Genomic DNA, 18,159 nt, shown 5'->3' with positions numbered 1-18,159 from the left:
AAGGGTTATTGTACTGCGTCTTCAAACTTCGCCAGCAGGGCTGCATGTTTTGGGTCTTTTTTGAAGTCATCAAACAGCGGTTGAACAGCGGCGCGGAAAGGGGCTTTATCAACTTTGATAATCTCGCCACCCATAGCTTTTGCTTGAGCGCGGGTATCAGCATCGATTTTATCCCACAACTTTTGTTGATAAGCCTCGGAATTTTTAGCTGCTTGACGAAGGATCTGTTGTTGCTCCGGGGTCAGCTTATTCCATGTTTTGGTTGAGATAACGAGAAAATCTGGAATAGAGGCGTGCTCATCTTCGGAGAAGACTTTAGCTATTTCGATATGACGTGTTTGCACCCACGATGGAACGTTATTCTCTGCGCCATCCACTACACCTTGTTGCATAGCGGTATAAACCTCACCGAAGGAAATAGGGGTCGGCGATCCGCCCATCAGTTCAACCATTTTAATGGTTGTGGGGCTGGGTTGAACGCGGACTTTCAGACCTTTCAGATCCTCTGGTTTGGTAATAGGTTTTTTGGCATAAAAACTACGCGTGCCGGCAACGTAAGCAGATAACGCAAAGAATCCCTTTTCTTTTGTGGATTCCATAATGTCTTTACCTACCTCACCAAATACAACGTTATTGAAATGGTTTTGATCTTTAAATAAGAAAGGTAAATTATAAATGGCATAAATATTATCAAATGACTCTAAATCACTGGCAGAACCTTTTGTCATATCCAACGCGCCATTTTGTAACAACTCCATCGTTTCTCGGGCATTACCCATTTGGCTACTGGGATATATACGTACAATCATTTTACCGTCGGAGAGTTGTTTTACCTCTTTGGCCATTTCTTCGAAAGCCTGGTGAACCACATGGCTACGTTCAAGGTTGTGTGCCAGTTTGAGAGTCACTTTTTCAGCAGCATTTGCGCCAGTGCTAAGTAGCGCCAACAAGGACGCACAGACTAGCGAGCGGGAAAAGGTTTTGATTTTCATAAGTAAGCTCCGTGCTTTAAGGTACAGTAATTGGTTGACATCTGATGATGGTTCACCTTTTTCTGTATGATAAATTAATATAGTTGTCAGACATCTATCCACTATATAGATCACATACCTTTTGCATGGCAGCAGTTTGATCTTATTTTGTGCGCTGTGTTCAATATATTTATGTTGGTGAAGAGGCTATTTAAAATGAATAAAATAATTAATATGGTTATTGTCAATAAATGACGTGCATTGTACTCGGTTTTTCCGAGTACAATATTTAAAGGAATTTGTAGAAGAAAATGCGCCGACAGGCGCACAGAGATCACTCCGCCAGAAACAGCTCCAGCAGAGAATTCAAAAATAGCTTACCGTGTTGGGTAATCTGCCAGTATTCATCGCATTCACTCAGATAGCCCTGGGCAATGGCCTCATCGATCTGTCGACGAATAACGTCTTCGGTAAGCCCGGTATATTGCGTGAACTCCGCGCGAGGCGCGGCTTCCAGCAGCCGGAAACGGTTCATAAAGAACTCAAACGGCTTATCGGCCTCGGCGACATCTCGCTGGCTTTCCAGATAACGTCCTTGCATGTATCCGCGCGGATGTCGCGTTTTGGTCGTGCGCAGGATGCGACCGTCAGGGAAAGTGACTTTGCCGTGCGCGCCGCAGCCAATGCCTAGATAGTCGCCAAAACGCCAGTAATTTAGGTTGTGCTGACACTGATAACCCGGTCTGGCGTAGGCTGAGGTTTCGTACTGCTGATACCCCGCGGCGGTCAGCAACTGGTGGCCTTGCTCAAAAATATCCCACAGCGCGTCGTCGTCCGGTAATACCGGTGGTCGGGACCCGAACAGCGTATTCGGCTCGATGGTCAACTGATACCAGGAAAGATGCGGCGGGTTGAGCGCGATGGCCTGCTGTAAATCGCTCAGCGCCTCTTCCAGCGTCTGATCCGGTAAACCGTGCATCAGGTCGAGGTTAAAGCTGCGTAGTCCCAGACCGCTCGCCAGGTGCGCTGCACGTTTGGCTTCTTCCGGCCCGTGAATACGTCCCAGACGTTCGAGTTTGGCGGAGCTAAAGCTCTGTACACCAATGGAGATACGGTTTACGCCAGCACGTTGATAATCCACAAAGCGATCGGCTTCCACCGTACCGGGATTCGCCTCCATCGTGATTTCTGCATCTGCGGCGAGATTCAGCCGTGCGCGCACGCCGTCGAGCAGCGTTTGCATTGCCGGGCCAGAAAGCAGGCTCGGCGTACCACCACCGATAAAAATCGTCTTTACCTCGCGGCCCTGGGCGTGGGCCACCTCAGAATCCAGATCGCTCAGCAGATGCTGCACATAGTCGTCATGAGGGACTTCGCCTTTAAGCGCATGCGAGTTGAAGTCGCAGTACGGGCATTTCTGCACGCACCACGGGATGTGTATGTAAAGACTTAACGGCGGAAGCTTAACCATTACGCAGGGCATCCAGCAGCAGCTTCAGTGCTTGTCCGCGGTGAGAAATCGCACTCTTTTCTTCGCGGGTCAGTTCGGCGGCGGTTTTCCCTTCAGAGGGCACAAAGAAGATTGGGTCGTAGCCAAAACCACCGTTTCCGGCAGGTTCACGGGCAATAACGCCCGGCCAGCGTCCGTGGCAAACCACAGGTGTTGGATCGTCTGCATGGCGCATATACACCAGCACGCAGTGGAATTGTGCCTGGCGCTTGTCATCAGGAACATCCTGCAGGGTGTGGAGCAGTTTTTCCAGGTTCTGCTGATCGGTTGCATCTTCGCCGGAATAGCGGGCTGAATAGATGCCCGGCGCGCCGCCAAGGGCATTTACCGCCAGACCGGAGTCATCAGCAATGGCGGGTAAACCGGTAATTTGCGCGGCATGACGAGCCTTCAGAATGGCGTTCTCAATAAACGTCAGCCCGGTCTCTTCTGCAGAATCAACACCCAGATCCGTTTGGGCAACAACATCAAGACCGAAATCACTCAGAAGAGAGGCGAGTTCACGCACTTTACCGGCGTTGCCGGTCGCGAGGACAACTTTTTGCATGGGATACCTAATCAGTTAGCGCCGCAATTTCGGGCGGGATCTGTTGCGGATGAATGATTTTAACCTGTTTGTGACGACCAAGCTCGCCCTTCTCAATGACGACCTGGCTTTTTGCCACACGGAACTGTTTGCCGAGAAACTTCACCAGATGGCTATTGGCTTGCCCATCAACCGGTGGGGCGGTAATGGCGACTTTTAGCTCGTCGCCATGTAAACCTACAATACTGTCACGGCTGGCTTTAGGCTGAATGTAGAGCCGTAAAACCAGACCGTCATCGCAGGGGGTAACGGCACTCATAGCGCCATCCACAGCCCCGGCAGCAGCATGTTACCTGTCGCCTGTAACACTTCTGCGATGCCCATGTTAATGACATACAGCAGCAGAACCAGGATCATTGGCGAGAAATCGATCCCGCCCATGCCTGGAAGTAAGCGACGAATAGGACGCAGCAGCGGATCCGCCAGTTGAATCAGCACGTACTCCACAGGGCTGCGGCCCTGGCTGACCCAGCTCATAATCGCCATCACCAGCAGAACCCAGAAAATCAGCAGTCCGATAGTCTTCAGGACAATCAGCACGGCGGCGATCCAGATGATCGGCTGGAACGTAACCACCTTAAACAGCACGATGGCCTTGATAAAGCTCAGAACGAGCGCAACTAATGCCGATGCGCTGTCAATTGGCCCCATCGGCGGAATGATACGGCGTAACGGCCCAATAATGGGCTGAGTGATTTTCACAATAAACTGCGAGAACGGGTTGTAGAAATCGCAGCGAGACCATTGCATCCACACGCGCAGCAGCAGCGCCATGGTATACAGCTCAATTACCGTTGAGAGCAGGAAGGTCAACGTATTCATGGTGTTCCTTAGTTTTCCTTATTTTTTAGTGTAATCACGAGCACCAAAAATGGCAGTGCCGATGCGCACCATCGTGCTACCCGCCGCAATGGCGGCATCCATATCATCAGACATCCCCAGTGAGAGCGTGTCGATACTTGGGTAACGTGTTTTCAACCCGGCAAATGCTACCGCCATTTGCTGTGCAACTTCAAACTGCCTTACATAATCTGACTCTGGCGCCGGAATCGCCATCAGACCACGCAGGGTAATCCGTGGCAACGCGGCGACTTCAGCGGCCAGTGCATCAAGCTCTGCAAGCGGAATACCTGACTTACTGTTCTCATCGCTGATATTAATCTGAATCAACACATTGAGCGGCGGCAGTTCCGCAGGGCGCTGTTCGCTCAGACGGGCAGCGATACGCAGACGATCAATTGTATGGCACCAGTCAAAATGTTCAGCGACCAGACGACTTTTGTTCGACTGCAGCGGGCCGATAAAGTGCCACTGCAGATCGTTAACGCCTTTTTCCTGAAAGTAGCGGATCTTATCCACCCCTTCCTGGACATAGTTTTCACCGAAGGCACGCTGCCCTGCGGTCATGGCTTCTTCGATGGCGCTCGCAGGTTTGGTTTTGCTGACTGCAAGCAACATAACTTCTTCTGAAGACCGCCCGCAACGCGTCGCGGCGGCTGAGATTTTGTCCCGGACATGTGCCAGGTTATGCGCGATATCGTTCATTTTCCGAGGATGTTCATATGAATATGGAAGAAATAGTGGCCCTTAGTGTAAAGCATAACGTGTCGGATCTACACCTGTGCAATGCATGGCCTGCGCGCTGGCGCATAGGTGGAAAAGTCGAAACCGCACCATTTACTACGCCTGGTAAGGCTGCAGATAGGCTGAGTATAAAAATGTGAGTCTGTAGGAGGACGTAAACAGATTTAACTGACAGGATTTTCAATTCGTTTTATTCAGCTCCAGTTTGCCCCAGTGTAAATATTCTACAGTTATAAAATTTGGGATGATATTTATTTCTAATAAAGCAAAAAATTAGATAATTGGTAAGGTAAATATTATGACTTCATTTATTATTAAGTAGCAATACACATCGAAAATACAGATTGCGGACATATTTGTGATGTCAATAAATAGAGTTGGAAGCATTTAATGTTCAAGGTGATGGTTCGCTTTGTGATATTTCATACTCTTCGTTTATAAATGAGATTTTGCAAATGTGGAATAAAGAAGCCGCTATAAATTTTGTTAAGAATAATGCTCATGCGCACGCTGCAGGTTATTGTGCCAGGGCAGTAACAGCAGCAATCGAACATGGCGTGTATCCCGGACCTGGTTATCGTAAAAATCAGCCCTCGTATAAACTCTATAGGCATAACTGATGAAACGATTGATATTGTTTGCTTTTCTATTCTCATCGTTTGCTATGGCAGGAATAATACCTGCTGATACTCAGGCATTAAAATTCAATGCCTGGTATATCAAGCAGATTGCTCATAATATCATCCCAGTTGCAGATGATCCGACGGCATTAGAGCCTTATGTTATTATTGATACATTGAATAAATTAAAGCAAGCTTATAGAAGCAATGAGCTTGAAGAGGATTATTTTCTAAAAGTTCAGGATTTTGCAGATGAAGACTGGAGTAAGCATATTAGTATTGATCTAATTATAGCTGATCCTATTTGTACCAATGTCTATTTGACATTTGGAACAGGTGAGTCATCTCAAAAAGTTATTGACTGCATGGTAGAAGAAAAAGGTGTATGGAAAATCAAGAGCGTGACTACTCGCTATTAGTCGTTGTTTTCACCAATTGAAAATAATCCAGCGACGATGGCTTCTTCGATGGCGCTCGCAGGTTTGGTTTTGCTGACTGCAAGCAACATAACTTCTTCTGAAGACCGCCCGCAACGCGTCGCAGCGGCTGAGATTTTGTCCCGGACATGTGCCAGGTTATGCGCGATATCGTTCATTTTCCGAGGATGTTCATATGAATATGGAAGAAATAGTGGCCCTTAGTGTAAAGCATAACGTGTCGGATCTACACCTGTGCAATGCATGGCCTGCGCGCTGGCGCATAGGTGGAAAAGTCGAAATAGCGCCATTTACTCCCCCTGACGTGGAGGATCTGCTTATGTGCTGGCTCAGTGAGCAACAACAGGTACAGTGGCGGGAACAGGGGCAGATTGATTTTGCCCTTACGCTGGCGGACTCCCGGCGTCTACGCGCCAGCGCATTTGCTCATCAGCAGGGAACCTCGCTGGCGCTAAGATTGCTACCGCTTGAATGTCCTCGTTTAGACGATCTTCAGACCCCGGAGGCCATACCTGAACTGCTGCACGGTGAAAATGGATTAGTTCTGGTCACTGGAGCCACCGGCAGCGGTAAATCAACCACCCTGGCGGCGATGGTGGAGTACCTTAATCAACATATTGCGGGGCATATTCTGACGCTGGAAGATCCGATTGAGTATCGCTACACCAGCCAGCGTTGTCTTATTCAACAGCGGGAGGTGGGCGTACACTGCGCTTCTTTTGCTGCCGGTTTGCGCGGCGCGTTACGCGAAGATCCCGACGTCATTTTGCTGGGCGAGCTGCGCGACGTGGAAACTATTCGTTTGGCCTTAACGGCAGCGGAGACCGGGCATCTGGTGTTGGCAACCTTACATACGCGAGGGGCGGCGCAGGCCATCGCGCGGCTGGTGGACACCTTTCCCGCTCAGGAGAAAGATCCGGTGCGTAACCAACTGGCAGACAGCCTGCGGGCGGTACTTTCGCAAAAGTTGGAGGAAGATAAGCAGGGAGGACGCGTGGCGCTATTCGAACTGCTCGTCAACACGCCCGCCGTGGGTAATTTGATCCGCGAAGGGAAAACGCATCAGCTACCCGGTGTGATTCAAACCGGGCAGCAGACAGGTATGCAGACGTTTGCACAAAGTCAGCAGCAGCGCCAGGCGCAGGGGCGACTTTAGTAGCCCTGCTCGAAATAGCTTTCAAGGATAATAACGGCAGAAGCGGAATCTACTTTGCCTTTATTCAACGCCCGGTATCCGCCTTGCTCAAACAGGCCTGAGCGGGCTTCGACGGTGCTCAAACGTTCATCGTGCAGCGTTACGGTTACGCCAAAGCGACCGTGAATGCGGTTAGCGAATTTGCGCGCGCGCGCAGTAAGGGGTTGTTCGGTGCCATCCATGTTGAGCGGCAGGCCGACAATGATTTCGTCCGGCTGCCACTCTTTTAGCAGGCGTTCAATCAAACTCCAGTCTGGCGTACCGTCCTGTGCTTTGATGGCGGGCAAGGGTCTCGCCGTACCGGTAATGCGTTGACCAACCGCGACGCCGATACTTTTCGTACCAAAATCAAAAGAGAGTAATGTTCCGCTCATCAGGCGTGTCCCGCCACGCCAGGCATGGTCTGAATATCAATCCCGATAAGCTTCGCCGCATCGCGCCAGCGGTCGGCAATCGGCGTTTTAAATAAGATGTTGAGGTCTGCGGGAGCAGTGAGCCAGGCGTTATCCAGTAGCTCTTGTTCCAGTTGACCTTTTTCCCATGATGAATAGCCCAGCGCAACCAGCACTTCGGATGGCTGCTCCTGCGTACCCAGGGTTTCAAGTACATCGCGGGAGGTGGTGATGATAGTGTTATCTGAAATGCGAATACTGGAGGCAAAGCGTGACGGCGGGGTGTGTAGAATAAATCCACGGTCTTCCGCCAGCGGGCCGCCGAGCATCACCGGTTTGTCCAGACGAATGGCAGGATCGCGTGCTTCTGGAGTAATCTTTAGCTTTTCCAGAATCCCTTCAATTTGTAAGTTTTCCAGAGGCTTATTGACGATAATCCCCATTGCTCCGTTCTCATTGTGTTCACAGATATACACCACGGAACGGCGGAAAATCGGATCCTGGAGAGCAGGCATGGCAATTAGAAAGTGATGCTGTAAATTCATTGTCAGAGGTTCTGTTTCCTGGTTCAAAAAAGCAACAGAGCCCAGTATGTGGGCAAAGCGCGAAGATGTCACCCTCTGAAGATAGCTTTGCCGGATGGCGGCTTTGCCTTATCCGGCCTACGGGGTGCAAATGTAGGCCGGATAAGACGCGAAGGCATCGCCATCCGGCAACTTATTTATTTCTGCAAACGTGCCTCGATGGCGTCCATCAGCATACCGGTAATCGAAACCGGGAACTCCGCTTCAATTTCACGAATACAGGTTGGGCTGGTGACGTTAATTTCCGTCAGACGGTCGCCAATGATATCCAGACCGACAAAAATCAAACCTTTTGCTTTCAGCGTTGGCCCAATGCGACGTGCAATTTCCCAGTCGCTGTCGGTTAATGGACGCGGCTCGCCACGACCGCCGGCTGCCAAGTTGCCACGGGTTTCGCCGCCTTGTGGAATACGCGCCAGGCAGTACGGAACGGGTTCGCCATCGACCACCAGCACGCGTTTATCGCCGTCTTTAATTGCCGGCAGATAGTTCTGCGCCATGCAATAACGGGTACCGTGCTCGGTCAGTGTTTCGGCAATAACGCCAAGGTTCGGATCGCCTTCCTTCACGCGGAAAATAGATGCGCCGCCCATGCCGTCCAGCGGTTTGAGAATGATGTCGCTGTGTTTTTGCCAGAAGGCTTTCAGCTGCGCTTTGTTACGCGTGACCAGTGTTTCCGGCGTCAGGTCGGCAAACCATGCGGTGAACAGCTTCTCGTTACAATCGCGCAGGCTCTGCGGTTTGTTGACGATTAGCGTCCCTTTCTCCTCTGCACGTTCCAGAATATAGGTTGCGTAGATGAACTCGGTATCAAACGGCGGATCCTTACGCATCAGAATGACGTCCAGATCTGCCAGCGGGAGATCCTGCTCGCTATTGAACTCATACCATTTGTCGTAGTTCTGCTCCACGCTCAGGGTACGTGTACGGGCGCGGGCTTCACCGTTGATCAGATAGAGATCGGCCATTTCCATATAATGAATTTCGTAACCGCGACGTTGCGCTTCCAGCAGCATAGCGAAGCTGGAATCTTTCTTGATGTTGATGCTTGCGATGGGATCCATCACGATGCCGAGCTTGATCATTGTTCTTCTCCGTTAGCCCAGATCGCCAAAACGCACCTGTAGCGCGGTGATGGCGGTGAGCGCAGTTGTCTCAGTACGCAGAACGCGAGGTCCTAACAGAATATCAGTAAACTGATACCGTGCGGTCATGGCAATTTCATCTGCCGACAGCCCACCTTCGGGGCCAATCAGCAAGCGGATGCGTTCCACCGGGAGCGGCAGCGTATTGATGCTGGCGCTGGCGCGGGGATGCAGGTTCAGTTTCAGACCTTCATCCTGTTCGGCGCACCACGCTTCCAGATCCATCGCCGGGCGAATTTCAGGCACCCGATTACGACCGCACTGTTCGCAGGCGGCAATGGCGATTTTCTGCCACTGCTGGAGCTTCTTGTTCAGGCGTTCGCTGTCCAGTTTAACGCCGCAGCGCTCAGAAAAAAGTGGCGTAATGAGGCTTACACCCAGTTCAATCGATTTTTGGATAGTAAATTCCATTTTTTCACCCCGCGACATCACCTGGCCCAGGTGGATGTGCAGCGGCGATTCTCGATCGTCGAGTTCAGCGTTAAGCACCTTCACGTCCACGCTTTTCTTACTGGCGTGGGTGATTTCGGCGTCGAATATCTGATTGCTGCCATCAAACAGCTGTAGCGCCTGGCCTGGCCCCATACGCAGTACGCGGCCGATATGGTTGGCTGCATCTTCACACAGTGAAATTTGGCGGCCGGAAGTGAGTGGCTCAGGGTGATAAATGCGAGGAATGCGCATAGTTAAACATCCGCGTCATGGCCCTGGGCTGCAAAAGGCCAGGGCATGGTTAAAAAATATTGCTGCTAGTGTAGGTTAGCTCTTTTGCGCCTGGCAAGCGCGTTGTACATAGGGGTTATGGTTCCCCTGTACCTTTGCAATGCGTTCGTCGCGCTCACACTCCCAATCGGTGACCGGATACTGCTTATTCCAGGCATTAAAAAGCTGAGTTTGCTGGCGGGAGAGCGTCAGGTTGTATTGGTCGCGCATGTAAAAATAGGTACGCGCGATGGCGCCACGGGCGCGGGCTGGCGGCTCGGCAACTTTCTCTTTGAAGTCAACCTTCATGGTGCATTGTCCATATTGGCCTTCGCCACCGTTCCACTGGCTGTACATAAAGTTTGCGCGATCGCCATTGACCTCACCCACCGCGGGCTGCAGGTTATGCATATCGCTTTCCATTTTGCGATAGACCGGATCTTTAGCGCAGTTTTTACGCCCTCCGTCCTGCCAGCACTGGCGCTGATGACCAAATTGCCAGGCGGGGACCACGTGTTCCCATTCAATTCGACTGGCGCGGTTTTCATTTTTTCGCACTTTATAGCCGCAGGATTCGAGGTCAACGACCCCTTTTTTTCCTTGCCAGTTAATTTTACATCCGCAATAGAAATCGCCTGGCGCATCGGCGTTAACTTTAACGCCTGCTGCTTTTGCCTGAGAAAAACTGTTGATGCCTTCGGCTAAAACCGAGCCTGAAAACGCAGCGGCTAACAGGGCCGCAGCAAAAGAAAGATTACGGTACATCACGAACTCCGTGTCAAAACGAGCCCGCAACGTAGCGAAAGTCATTCCTGTATGCAATCAGTTAGATCAGAAAAGTTCCTGATAATTCTGAAGATTATTCTGCAACCAGCGGTTCACCGCAGTGAACGCAGCGGTAGGTGGCTTCGCCGCGTACAACGCGGTTATGGCGGCGGACGGTCAGTTGGTGCACCTGACACTTACAGCGGTATGTAAAGGTCTTACGCTGCACGGATTGCAGCTCAAACTGATGCGTGCGCCGGGCCGGTACGCCCAGCACGCTCTCCATCATCCATTTCCACTCTTTCCCGTGCGGCGGTACGCGGCCAAAGTGTTTCCACACCAGTAGATGCGCCAGTTCATGGGGCACCACTTCGTTAACGAACGCGTCAACATTCTCCATCAGCAAAACTGGATTAAGACGAATTTCGTAGGTTTGTAGCCACGCGGTACCCGCGGCGGTTCCGCGCTGTTGGTAAACCAGCTTTGGTTCCGGGTATTGGCGTTCGAGCTTGAGATTGGCCTGAGCGAGTTTTTCCCGCAGGCTGCGCATAACGGCTTGCTGGATGGCGATCGGGAGACGGGAGGTTTTCATAACGCCAGAGGATAGTGCGACAGGGAAGGGACTGCAAGAGGAAGGCTCCCTCCCACGGGGGAGGAAGCCTAACGAGATTAGTCGTGTGCGCCAATTTCGCGCAGTTTACGACCTTTCATCAGGTTACGTTCAATGTGTTCCAGAGAGACGTTTTTAGTTTCAGGGATCAGCCACAGGGTCAGGAAGATGAACAGTACGTTCAGGCCACCGTAGACCCAGAAGGTGTTGGCGCTGCCCAGCGAGTTCAGCATCGTCAGGAAGGTTGCGCCGACAATCATGTTGGCAATCCAGTTAGTTGCGGTAGAGCAGGTGATGCCGAAATCGCGACCTTTCAGCGGCTGGATTTCAGAGCACAGTACCCAAATCAGCGGACCGGCGCTCATCGCAAAGCCAACGATAAACATTAGCAGCATCAGCACAGCGAAGTATTGTGCGGCTGGCGAGTGAATACCCACGTGCATCATTGTACCCAGCACGCCCATACCGACGGCCATGACGATAAAGCCGAGGATCAGCGTAGGTTTACGGCCCCAGCGGTCAACCAGGCCAATGGCGATAAAGGTTGCCAGCACGTTGGTCAGACCGACAATAACAGTCCCCCACATCTGTTCGGTGGTGTTGGTGTAACCCGCCAGCTCAAAGATTTTTGGTGCGTAATACATAATGACGTTCATCCCGGTGAACTGCTGCATCACCTGTAACAGAACGCCAAGGAAAACCGCGCGGCGGAAGTTGCTGTTTTCTTTAAACAGCGCCCAGCCGCTCTGCTTCACCTGCAGGCTTTCACGAATTTCATCCAGCTCGCGCTTGGCTTCAGCGCTGGTGTCACGCAGACGCAACAGAACGCGTTCGGCATCGACAAAACGACGTTTAGCCGCAAACCAACGCGGGCTGTCCGGCAGGAAGATGACGCCAACCAGCAGTAACAGGGCAGGGATAATGATCACGCCCAGCATCCAGCGCCATGCGCCGCTGTAGCTAAACGCCGTATCGGAAAGATACGCACCTAAAATACCGATGGTGATCATTAACTGATACATAGAAATCATGCTGCCGCGAATTTTTTCCGGGGCGATTTCGGACAAGTACAACGGTGCGGTATAAGACGCAACGCCGACTGCCAGGCCGAGCAGCACGCGGGAAACCAGCAGCACTTCAACGTTTGGCGCTGCGGCGGAGAACAGCGAACCGGCAACAAACAGGATTGCGCCGATCATCAGGCTTTTTTTACGTCCCAACTTGAAGGAGAGCCAACCGCTGCCGACGGCGCCCACTGCCGCACCAAACATCATGGAACTCACCACCCATTCCTGAGTGTGTGGGGTAATTTGGAACTCGTCGGTGATGAATGGTAAAGCACCGGCAATAACACCGATATCCAGGCCAAAAAGTAATCCAGCCAGGGCTGCCAGGAAGCAGACAAAAAATGTCATGGCTTTGTTGGAATGCCCCGTTTTTTTATTGTCAGGCATGATGCCCTCCGTTGGGTAGCTAGTTTTGTTGATGTTAAGGGTAGGTGAGTACGGGGTAAAAAAATGCGAATCACATCACATTAGTGTAATCGGTTACACTGGCATTCATGTGGATTATTGTTTAATGAGTTGAAAGTTAACATTATTTATTATTATAGATTAAAGTTGATTGGCTGATTTTAAGACAATGCTGAAATATGATGTAACAGTGATGCAATGCTGGTAACGAAGAGATGTGAATTCAAGGTAGATAGAAATACCGTGCTATGTAATCGCTTTCATTTGTTATTGAAGCAAATGAAATTAGCGTGGTTATAGCGATGGGGGATAGGAGAGCAAATGACATAAAAAAAGACCAGCGCGAGGCTGGTCTTCATAAGCATTGAGCCGTAGAGGAATTACTTCAGACCGGCAGCTTCACGCAGCAGGGCGGCTTTGTCGGTTTTTTCCCATGGGAAATGTTCGCGACCAAAGTGACCGTAAGCAGCGGTTTCTTTGTAAATCGGGTGCAGCAGATCCAGCATCTGAATCAGGCCATACGGGCGCAGGTCGAAGAACTCACGCACCAGCAGGGTCAGCTGCTCTGAAGGCACTTTTTCAGTACCGAACGTTTCCACCATGATAGAGGTCGGTTCAGCCACGCCGATTGCGTAGGAAACCTGAATCTCACAACGGTCAGCCAGGCCAGCGGCAACGATGTTTTTCGCTACGTAGCGGGCTGCATAAGCTGCGGAACGGTCAACTTTAGACGGATCCTTACCAGAGAATGCGCCGCCGCCGTGACGGGCCATGCCGCCGTAGGTATCAACGATGATTTTACGACCCGTCAGACCGCAGTCACCCATTGGACCGCCGATAACGAAACGACCAGTTGGGTTGATGAAGAACTTGGTTGAAGCTGTCAGCCATTCAGTCGGCAGTACCGGCTTGATGATCTCTTCCATAACGGCTTCTTGCAGCGATTTCTGATCGATATCTTCAGAGTGCTGAGTCGACAGAACAACCGCATCAATACCGACGATTTTACCGTCGTCATACTGGAAGGTTACCTGGCTTTTTGCATCCGGGCGCAGCCAGGATAAGGTGCCGTTTTTACGCACTTCAGCCTGACGCTGCACCAGACGGTGAGCATAGGTAATCGGGGCTGGCATCAGCACGTCGGTTTCGTTGGTTGCATAACCAAACATCAGACCCTGGTCGCCTGCGCCCTGTTCCAGCGGATCCGCACGGTCAACACCCTGGTTGATGTCCGGAGACTGTTTACCAATCGCGCTCAGTACCGCGCAAGAGTTGGCATCAAAGCCCATGTCGGAATGCACATAGCCAATTTCGCGAACCGTGTTACGGGTGATCTCTTCGATATCAACCCATGCGCTGGTGGTGATCTCACCGCCAACTAAAACCATGCCGGTTTTGACGTAGGTCTCGCAGGCAACGCGTGCTTTCGGATCCTGCTCCAGGATTGCATCCAGCACGGCATCAGAGATTTGGTCAGCGATTTTGTCAGGATGCCCTTCTGATACGGACTCGGACGTAAAAAGGTGTTTTGCCATATTTAATTTCACCTAAGGAGAATGTAGTTAGCTCAAACTGTCGAGTGGAATAGCCATGTGTAGAAGATTCTACCATGAGTCTGCAGATGACGGACACTGGCAGTCTGAGTGTTAATCGGTATAGATGGATTAACATCTGGACGGCTATTTTAAGGCGGTTCTGCGCCTGATTTCCAGCTTTTTTTGATTGAGCTCGCATTGTACTGAAAATGTAACTGGAAATTTTTCCTGACGGTGCTGGCAATGCGCGTATTTATCTTTTGCTTTTTCGTACTGTTGTCGGTATAAAACGCGGCGCGCGGCTCATATCCGTCATACTTCAAGTTGCATGTGCGTTGGCAATACTCGCCCAGTCACTTACTCCTGTAAGCGCCCGGGGATTCACTGCGTTGCCGCCTTCCCGCAACTCGATTTATTGAGGATAGACAAAAAAGCACACGACGTTTTCATCGTGTTGCCACTTCCAGCCGGGTTAAAACTTTAGCTTTGGCTTGTGGGTTCGTTCCGTCAGGAGCAACCGTGGAGGTGATACGAGATAATGAACCGTTGTATTCTGCTGAATCTGTCGCACCGTTCTGGTGTACATATGTCCCCCGCAATCTGCATCTTGCATACCTGCCGATGTTATACCCATCTCGGCGCTTCTCAGGACTCCAGGGCCGGCAACGGTCACTAAGAACTGAACAAGGGCGCTCTTGGTAAACAAGAGTTTTCTCGTGGTTTCGCCGAACCGTAAGCATTAAGTTCGGTTACGTGTTTACATTGATATGAAAAAGAAACCGGTCGCACAGTCGGAGCGTCAGCACTATCTGCTGGAAATTCTGCCTGTATTTGGGTTGTTATCGCGTCTTCGGATTGCGATAGTAGTCAACTGTTTTACACTTGTTAATAAAATTTGAGGTTCGCTATGTCTGACGACATTTCTTTGGGTTCGCCTTCGTCAGCAGGCGAACACGGTGTACTACGCTCCATGCAGGAGGTTGCAATGAGTTCCCAGGAAGCCAGCAAGATGCTGCGTACTTACAATATTGCCTGGTGGGGTAATAACTATTATGACGTCAATGAACTGGGCCACATCAGCGTGTGCCCGGATCCCGACGTACCAGAAGCGCGCGTTGACCTTGCTGAGTTGGTGAAAGCCCGTGAAGCGCAGGGCCAGCGTTTGCCTGCATTGTTCTGCTTCCCGCAGATCCTGCAACACCGTCTGCGTTCGATTAACGCCGCGTTTAAGCGCGCCCGTGAGTCTTACGGCTACAACGGTGACTATTTCCTCGTTTACCCGATCAAGGTTAACCAGCACCGTCGCGTGATTGAATCGCTGATCCACTCCGGCGAACCGCTGGGGCTGGAAGCCGGTTCTAAAGCTGAACTGATGGCCGTTCTGGCTCATGCCGGAATGACCCGCAGCGTGATCGTGTGTAACGGCTATAAAGACCGCGAATACATCCGCCTGGCGCTAATTGGCGAAAAGATGGGCCATAAGATCTATCTGGTCATCGAGAAGATGTCTGAAATCGCTATCGTGCTGGATGAAGCTGAACGACTGAATGTTGTTCCGCGTCTGGGCGTGCGTGCGCGTCTGGCGTCGCAGGGTTCCGGCAAATGGCAGTCCTCCGGCGGAGAGAAATCGAAATTCGGCCTGGCGGCAAACCAGGTGCTGCAACTGGTAGAAATGCTGCGCGAGCGCGGTCGTCTGGACAGTATTCAGTTGCTGCACTTCCACCTCGGCTCACAGATGGCGAACATTCGTGATATTGCCACCGGCGTACGTGAGTCGGCGCGTTTCTACGTTGAGCTGCACAAGCTTGGCGTAAATATCCAGTGCTTCGACGTGGGCGGTGGCCTGGGCGTGGACTACGAAGGTACCCGTTCGCAGTCTGACTGCTCCGTAAACTACGGCCTGAACGAATACGCGAACAACATCATCTGGGCCATTGGCGACGCCTGTGAAGAGCACGGTCTGCCGCACCCGACGGTAATTACCGAATCCGGTCGCGCTGTTACCGCGCATCATACCGTGCTGGTGTCTAATATTATCGGCGTTGAGCGTAGCGAGCATACCGAAGCAACGCCTCCGGCTGACGATGCGCCGCGTGCCCTGCAAAGCATGTGGGAAACCTGGCAAGAGATGCATGAGCCGGGAACCCGTCGTTCGCTGCGTGAATGGCTGCACGACAGCCAGATGGATCTGCACGATATTCACGTTGGGTACTCTTCAGGCACCTTTAGCCTGCAGGAACGCGCGTGGGCAGAACAGCTCTATCTGAACATGTGTCACGATGTGCAAAAACAACTCGACCCGAGCAACCGCGCGCACCGTCCGATTATCGACGAGTTGCAGGAGCGTATGGCGGATAAGATTTACGTCAACTTCTCGCTGTTCCAGTCGATGCCGGATGCGTGGGGGATCGATCAGCTGTTCCCGGTGATGCCACTGGAAGGGCTGAACAAGGCTCCTGAGCGCCGTGCGGTGCTGCTGGATATCACCTGTGACTCTGATGGCGCTATCGACCACTATGTTGATGGTGACGGCATTGCGACCACCATGCCGATGCCGGAATACGACCCGGAGAACCCGCCGATGCTGGGCTTCTTTATGGTGGGTGCGTACCAGGAGATCCTTGGCAACATGCACAACCTGTTCGGTGATACCGAAGCGGTTGACGTGTTCGTCTTCCCTGACGGCAGCGTGGAAGTTGAGCTGTCTGACGAAGGGGATACCGTGGCGGATATGTTGCAATACGTGCAGTTGGATCCGAACACCCTGCTAACGCAGTTCCGTGACCAGGTGAAAAATACCGATCTGGATACCGAGTTGCAGCAGCAGTTCCTCGAAGAGTTTGAGGCAGGTCTGTACGGATATACCTATCTCGAAGACGAGTAATGCTGTTGGGGTTCGCTTGAACCTGAGCAAATTAACGGCGATAATTCGCCTATACAAGTAGTCACGTAAATCAATCCCTTCCTCGTCGGGCTTAACGACGCGGAGGGGATTTTTTTTCACCGATTTTAAAAGAGGTCAGTACATGAGCACCTTAGGTCATCAATACGACAACTCCCTGGTTTCTAACGCCTTTGGTTTTTTGCGTCTGCCGATGAACTTCATGCCGTACGACAGCGACGCCGATTGGGTGATCACCGGCGTACCGTTTGATATGGCAACGTCTGGCCGCGCGGGCGGTCGTCATGGTCCGGCTGCGATTCGTCAGGTTTCCACTAACCTGGCGTGGGAACACAATCGCTTCCCGTGGGACTTCGATATGCGCGAGCGCCTGAACGTGGTGGACTGCGGCGATTTGGTTTATGCGTTCGGTGATGCCCGTGAAATGAGTGAAAAACTGCAGGCGCATGCTGAGAAGTTGCTTTCTGCTGGTAAGCGCATGCTCTCTTTCGGCGGTGACCACTTCGTCACGCTGCCGCTCCTGCGCGCGCACGCTAAACACTTTGGTAAAATGGCGCTGGTGCACTTTGATGCCCACACCGACACCTACGCTAACGGCTGTGAATTCGACCACGGTACCATGTTCTACACTGCGCCGAACGAAGGTCTGATCGATCCGAATCACTCTGTGCAGATCGGTATTCGTACCGAGTTCGACAAAGATAACGGCTTTACCGTGCTGGATGCTTGCCAGGTGAACGATCGCGGCGTAGATGACATCATCGCCCAGGTTAAGCAGATTGTTGGTGATATGCCGGTGTATCTGACCTTTGATATCGACTGCCTCGATCCGGCGTTTGCTCCAGGAACCGGTACGCCCGTAATCGGCGGTCTGACTTCCGATCGCGCGATCAAGCTGGTACGTGGTCTGAAAGATCTGAATATCGTCGGGATGGATGTGGTGGAAGTGGCTCCGGCCTATGATCAGTCAGAGATCACCGCGCTGGCGGCGGCTACGCTGGCACTGGAAATGCTGTATATCCAGGCGGCGAAGAAAGGCGAATAACGGGTTTCGGACTATTTTGCCGGATGTCGCTGACGCTAATCCGGCCTACATTATTGCTGAATTTGTAGGCCGGATAAGGCGCTCACGCCGCCATCCGGCACTGT

At 51.7% G+C, this 18,159-nt stretch carries 20 protein-coding genes and 2 pseudogenes; 7 read left to right on the top strand and 15 right to left on the bottom strand.

Translation table 11 applies throughout. The features are described from left to right. Positions 1–5: 5 nt before the first annotated feature. From ABIE10_RS16120 to ABIE10_RS16095, 6 genes are all read right to left on the bottom strand, one after another. Positions 6–992 carry a TRAP transporter substrate-binding protein gene (locus ABIE10_RS16120; protein ID WP_016157444.1) on the bottom strand — a complete coding sequence of 329 codons (987 nt, stop codon included), beginning with the start codon at positions 990–992 and terminating at the stop codon, positions 6–8. 313 nt (positions 993–1,305) lie between these two features. After that, on the bottom strand, positions 1,306–2,442 hold the full coding sequence (hemW, locus tag ABIE10_RS16115) for a radical SAM family heme chaperone HemW (RefSeq protein WP_019077663.1): 1,137 nt from the start codon (positions 2,440–2,442) through the stop codon (positions 1,306–1,308). After that, the gene (locus ABIE10_RS16110) at positions 2,435–3,028 is read right to left on the bottom strand and encodes an XTP/dITP diphosphatase (protein WP_016154402.1); all 594 of its coding nucleotides are present in this window, start codon (positions 3,026–3,028) and stop codon (positions 2,435–2,437) included. The genes hemW and ABIE10_RS16110 overlap by 8 nt, the downstream gene beginning before the upstream one ends. 7 nt (positions 3,029–3,035) lie before the next feature. Next, a complete protein-coding gene (gene yggU, locus ABIE10_RS16105) occupies positions 3,036–3,326 on the bottom strand; it encodes a DUF167 family protein YggU (protein WP_005123286.1) in 291 nt (96 codons plus the stop codon). Continuing rightward, complete coding sequence (locus ABIE10_RS16100) at positions 3,323–3,889, bottom strand: YggT family protein (protein WP_016154401.1); 567 nt, start codon at positions 3,887–3,889, stop codon at positions 3,323–3,325. The genes yggU and ABIE10_RS16100 overlap by 4 nt, the downstream gene beginning before the upstream one ends. 18 nt (positions 3,890–3,907) lie before the next feature. After that, positions 3,908–4,612 (bottom strand): YggS family pyridoxal phosphate-dependent enzyme, encoded by a 705-nt coding sequence (locus ABIE10_RS16095; protein WP_016154400.1) that lies wholly within the window; start codon positions 4,610–4,612, stop codon positions 3,908–3,910. A 17-nt stretch (positions 4,613–4,629) separates the two neighbouring features. Here ABIE10_RS16095 and ABIE10_RS16090 point away from each other — a divergent pair. Beyond that, a pseudogene (locus ABIE10_RS16090) lies at positions 4,630–4,755 on the top strand (type IV pili twitching motility protein PilT); the annotation flags it as partial. Between the two features lie 515 nt (positions 4,756–5,270). After that, entirely contained in the window at positions 5,271–5,690 is a 420-nt protein-coding gene (locus ABIE10_RS16085) for a DUF3828 domain-containing protein (RefSeq protein WP_181633271.1), read from the top strand. 5 nt (positions 5,691–5,695) lie between these two features. Here ABIE10_RS16085 and ABIE10_RS16080 read toward each other — a convergent pair. After that, a pseudogene (locus tag ABIE10_RS16080) lies at positions 5,696–5,866 on the bottom strand (YggS family pyridoxal phosphate enzyme); the annotation flags it as partial. Positions 5,867–5,883: 17 nt separating this feature from the next. Here ABIE10_RS16080 and ABIE10_RS16075 point away from each other — a divergent pair. Continuing rightward, a complete protein-coding gene (locus ABIE10_RS16075; RefSeq protein ID WP_279265517.1) occupies positions 5,884–6,864 on the top strand; it encodes a type IV pilus twitching motility protein PilT in 981 nt (326 codons plus the stop codon). On the opposite strand, the gene ruvX is transcribed toward ABIE10_RS16075, so the two are convergent. From ruvX to metK, 8 genes are all read right to left on the bottom strand, one after another. Next, positions 6,861–7,277 (bottom strand): Holliday junction resolvase RuvX, encoded by a 417-nt coding sequence (gene ruvX / locus ABIE10_RS16070; protein WP_003825428.1) that lies wholly within the window; start codon positions 7,275–7,277, stop codon positions 6,861–6,863. The genes ABIE10_RS16075 and ruvX overlap by 4 nt on opposite strands. Beyond that, positions 7,277–7,840 carry a YqgE/AlgH family protein gene (locus tag ABIE10_RS16065; RefSeq protein ID WP_016154395.1) on the bottom strand — a complete coding sequence of 188 codons (564 nt, stop codon included), beginning with the start codon at positions 7,838–7,840 and terminating at the stop codon, positions 7,277–7,279. Before ABIE10_RS16065 ends, ruvX begins: the two co-directional genes overlap by 1 nt. 176 nt (positions 7,841–8,016) lie before the next feature. Next, the gene (gshB, locus tag ABIE10_RS16060) at positions 8,017–8,964 is read right to left on the bottom strand and encodes a glutathione synthase (protein ID WP_016154394.1); all 948 of its coding nucleotides are present in this window, start codon (positions 8,962–8,964) and stop codon (positions 8,017–8,019) included. 12 nt (positions 8,965–8,976) lie between these two features. Beyond that, complete coding sequence (rsmE, locus tag ABIE10_RS16055) at positions 8,977–9,708, bottom strand: 16S rRNA (uracil(1498)-N(3))-methyltransferase (RefSeq protein WP_181220827.1); 732 nt, start codon at positions 9,706–9,708, stop codon at positions 8,977–8,979. Between the two features lie 75 nt (positions 9,709–9,783). Beyond that, entirely contained in the window at positions 9,784–10,491 is a 708-nt protein-coding gene (endA, locus tag ABIE10_RS16050; RefSeq protein ID WP_016154392.1) for a deoxyribonuclease I, read from the bottom strand. A 94-nt stretch (positions 10,492–10,585) separates the two neighbouring features. Next, the gene (locus tag ABIE10_RS16045; protein WP_429156291.1) at positions 10,586–11,083 is read right to left on the bottom strand and encodes a SprT family zinc-dependent metalloprotease; all 498 of its coding nucleotides are present in this window, start codon (positions 11,081–11,083) and stop codon (positions 10,586–10,588) included. Positions 11,084–11,160: 77 nt separating this feature from the next. After that, the gene (gene galP / locus ABIE10_RS16040) at positions 11,161–12,555 is read right to left on the bottom strand and encodes a galactose/proton symporter (RefSeq protein WP_016154390.1); all 1,395 of its coding nucleotides are present in this window, start codon (positions 12,553–12,555) and stop codon (positions 11,161–11,163) included. A 398-nt stretch (positions 12,556–12,953) separates the two neighbouring features. Then, positions 12,954–14,108: a methionine adenosyltransferase gene (metK, locus tag ABIE10_RS16035; protein WP_003027071.1), complete on the bottom strand. Its 1,155-nt coding sequence runs from the start codon at positions 14,106–14,108 to the stop codon at positions 12,954–12,956. A 538-nt stretch (positions 14,109–14,646) separates the two neighbouring features. Here metK and ABIE10_RS16030 point away from each other — a divergent pair. The 4 genes from ABIE10_RS16030 (at position 14,647) to speB (ending at position 18,055) form a co-directional block, all read left to right on the top strand. Further along, complete coding sequence (locus ABIE10_RS16030) at positions 14,647–14,784, top strand: hypothetical protein (protein WP_269149342.1); 138 nt, start codon at positions 14,647–14,649, stop codon at positions 14,782–14,784. 91 nt (positions 14,785–14,875) lie between these two features. Further along, positions 14,876–15,007, top strand: a complete 132-nt coding sequence (gene yqgB, locus ABIE10_RS16025; RefSeq protein WP_049041971.1) for an acid stress response protein YqgB — start codon at positions 14,876–14,878, stop codon at positions 15,005–15,007. Positions 15,008–15,015: 8 nt separating this feature from the next. Then, positions 15,016–16,992 (top strand): biosynthetic arginine decarboxylase, encoded by a 1,977-nt coding sequence (gene speA, locus ABIE10_RS16020; protein WP_016154389.1) that lies wholly within the window; start codon positions 15,016–15,018, stop codon positions 16,990–16,992. Between the two features lie 142 nt (positions 16,993–17,134). Next, positions 17,135–18,055: an agmatinase gene (speB, locus tag ABIE10_RS16015; RefSeq protein WP_016154388.1), complete on the top strand. Its 921-nt coding sequence runs from the start codon at positions 17,135–17,137 to the stop codon at positions 18,053–18,055. Positions 18,056–18,159: the final 104 nt, after the last annotated feature.

It is taken from the genome of Citrobacter sp. 506 (genome assembly GCF_050434985.1).
Lineage (GTDB): Bacteria > Pseudomonadota > Gammaproteobacteria > Enterobacterales > Enterobacteriaceae > Citrobacter > Citrobacter braakii.
Note: the sequence above shows the minus strand (reverse complement) of the source record. Positions and strands in the feature narration are given on the sequence as shown.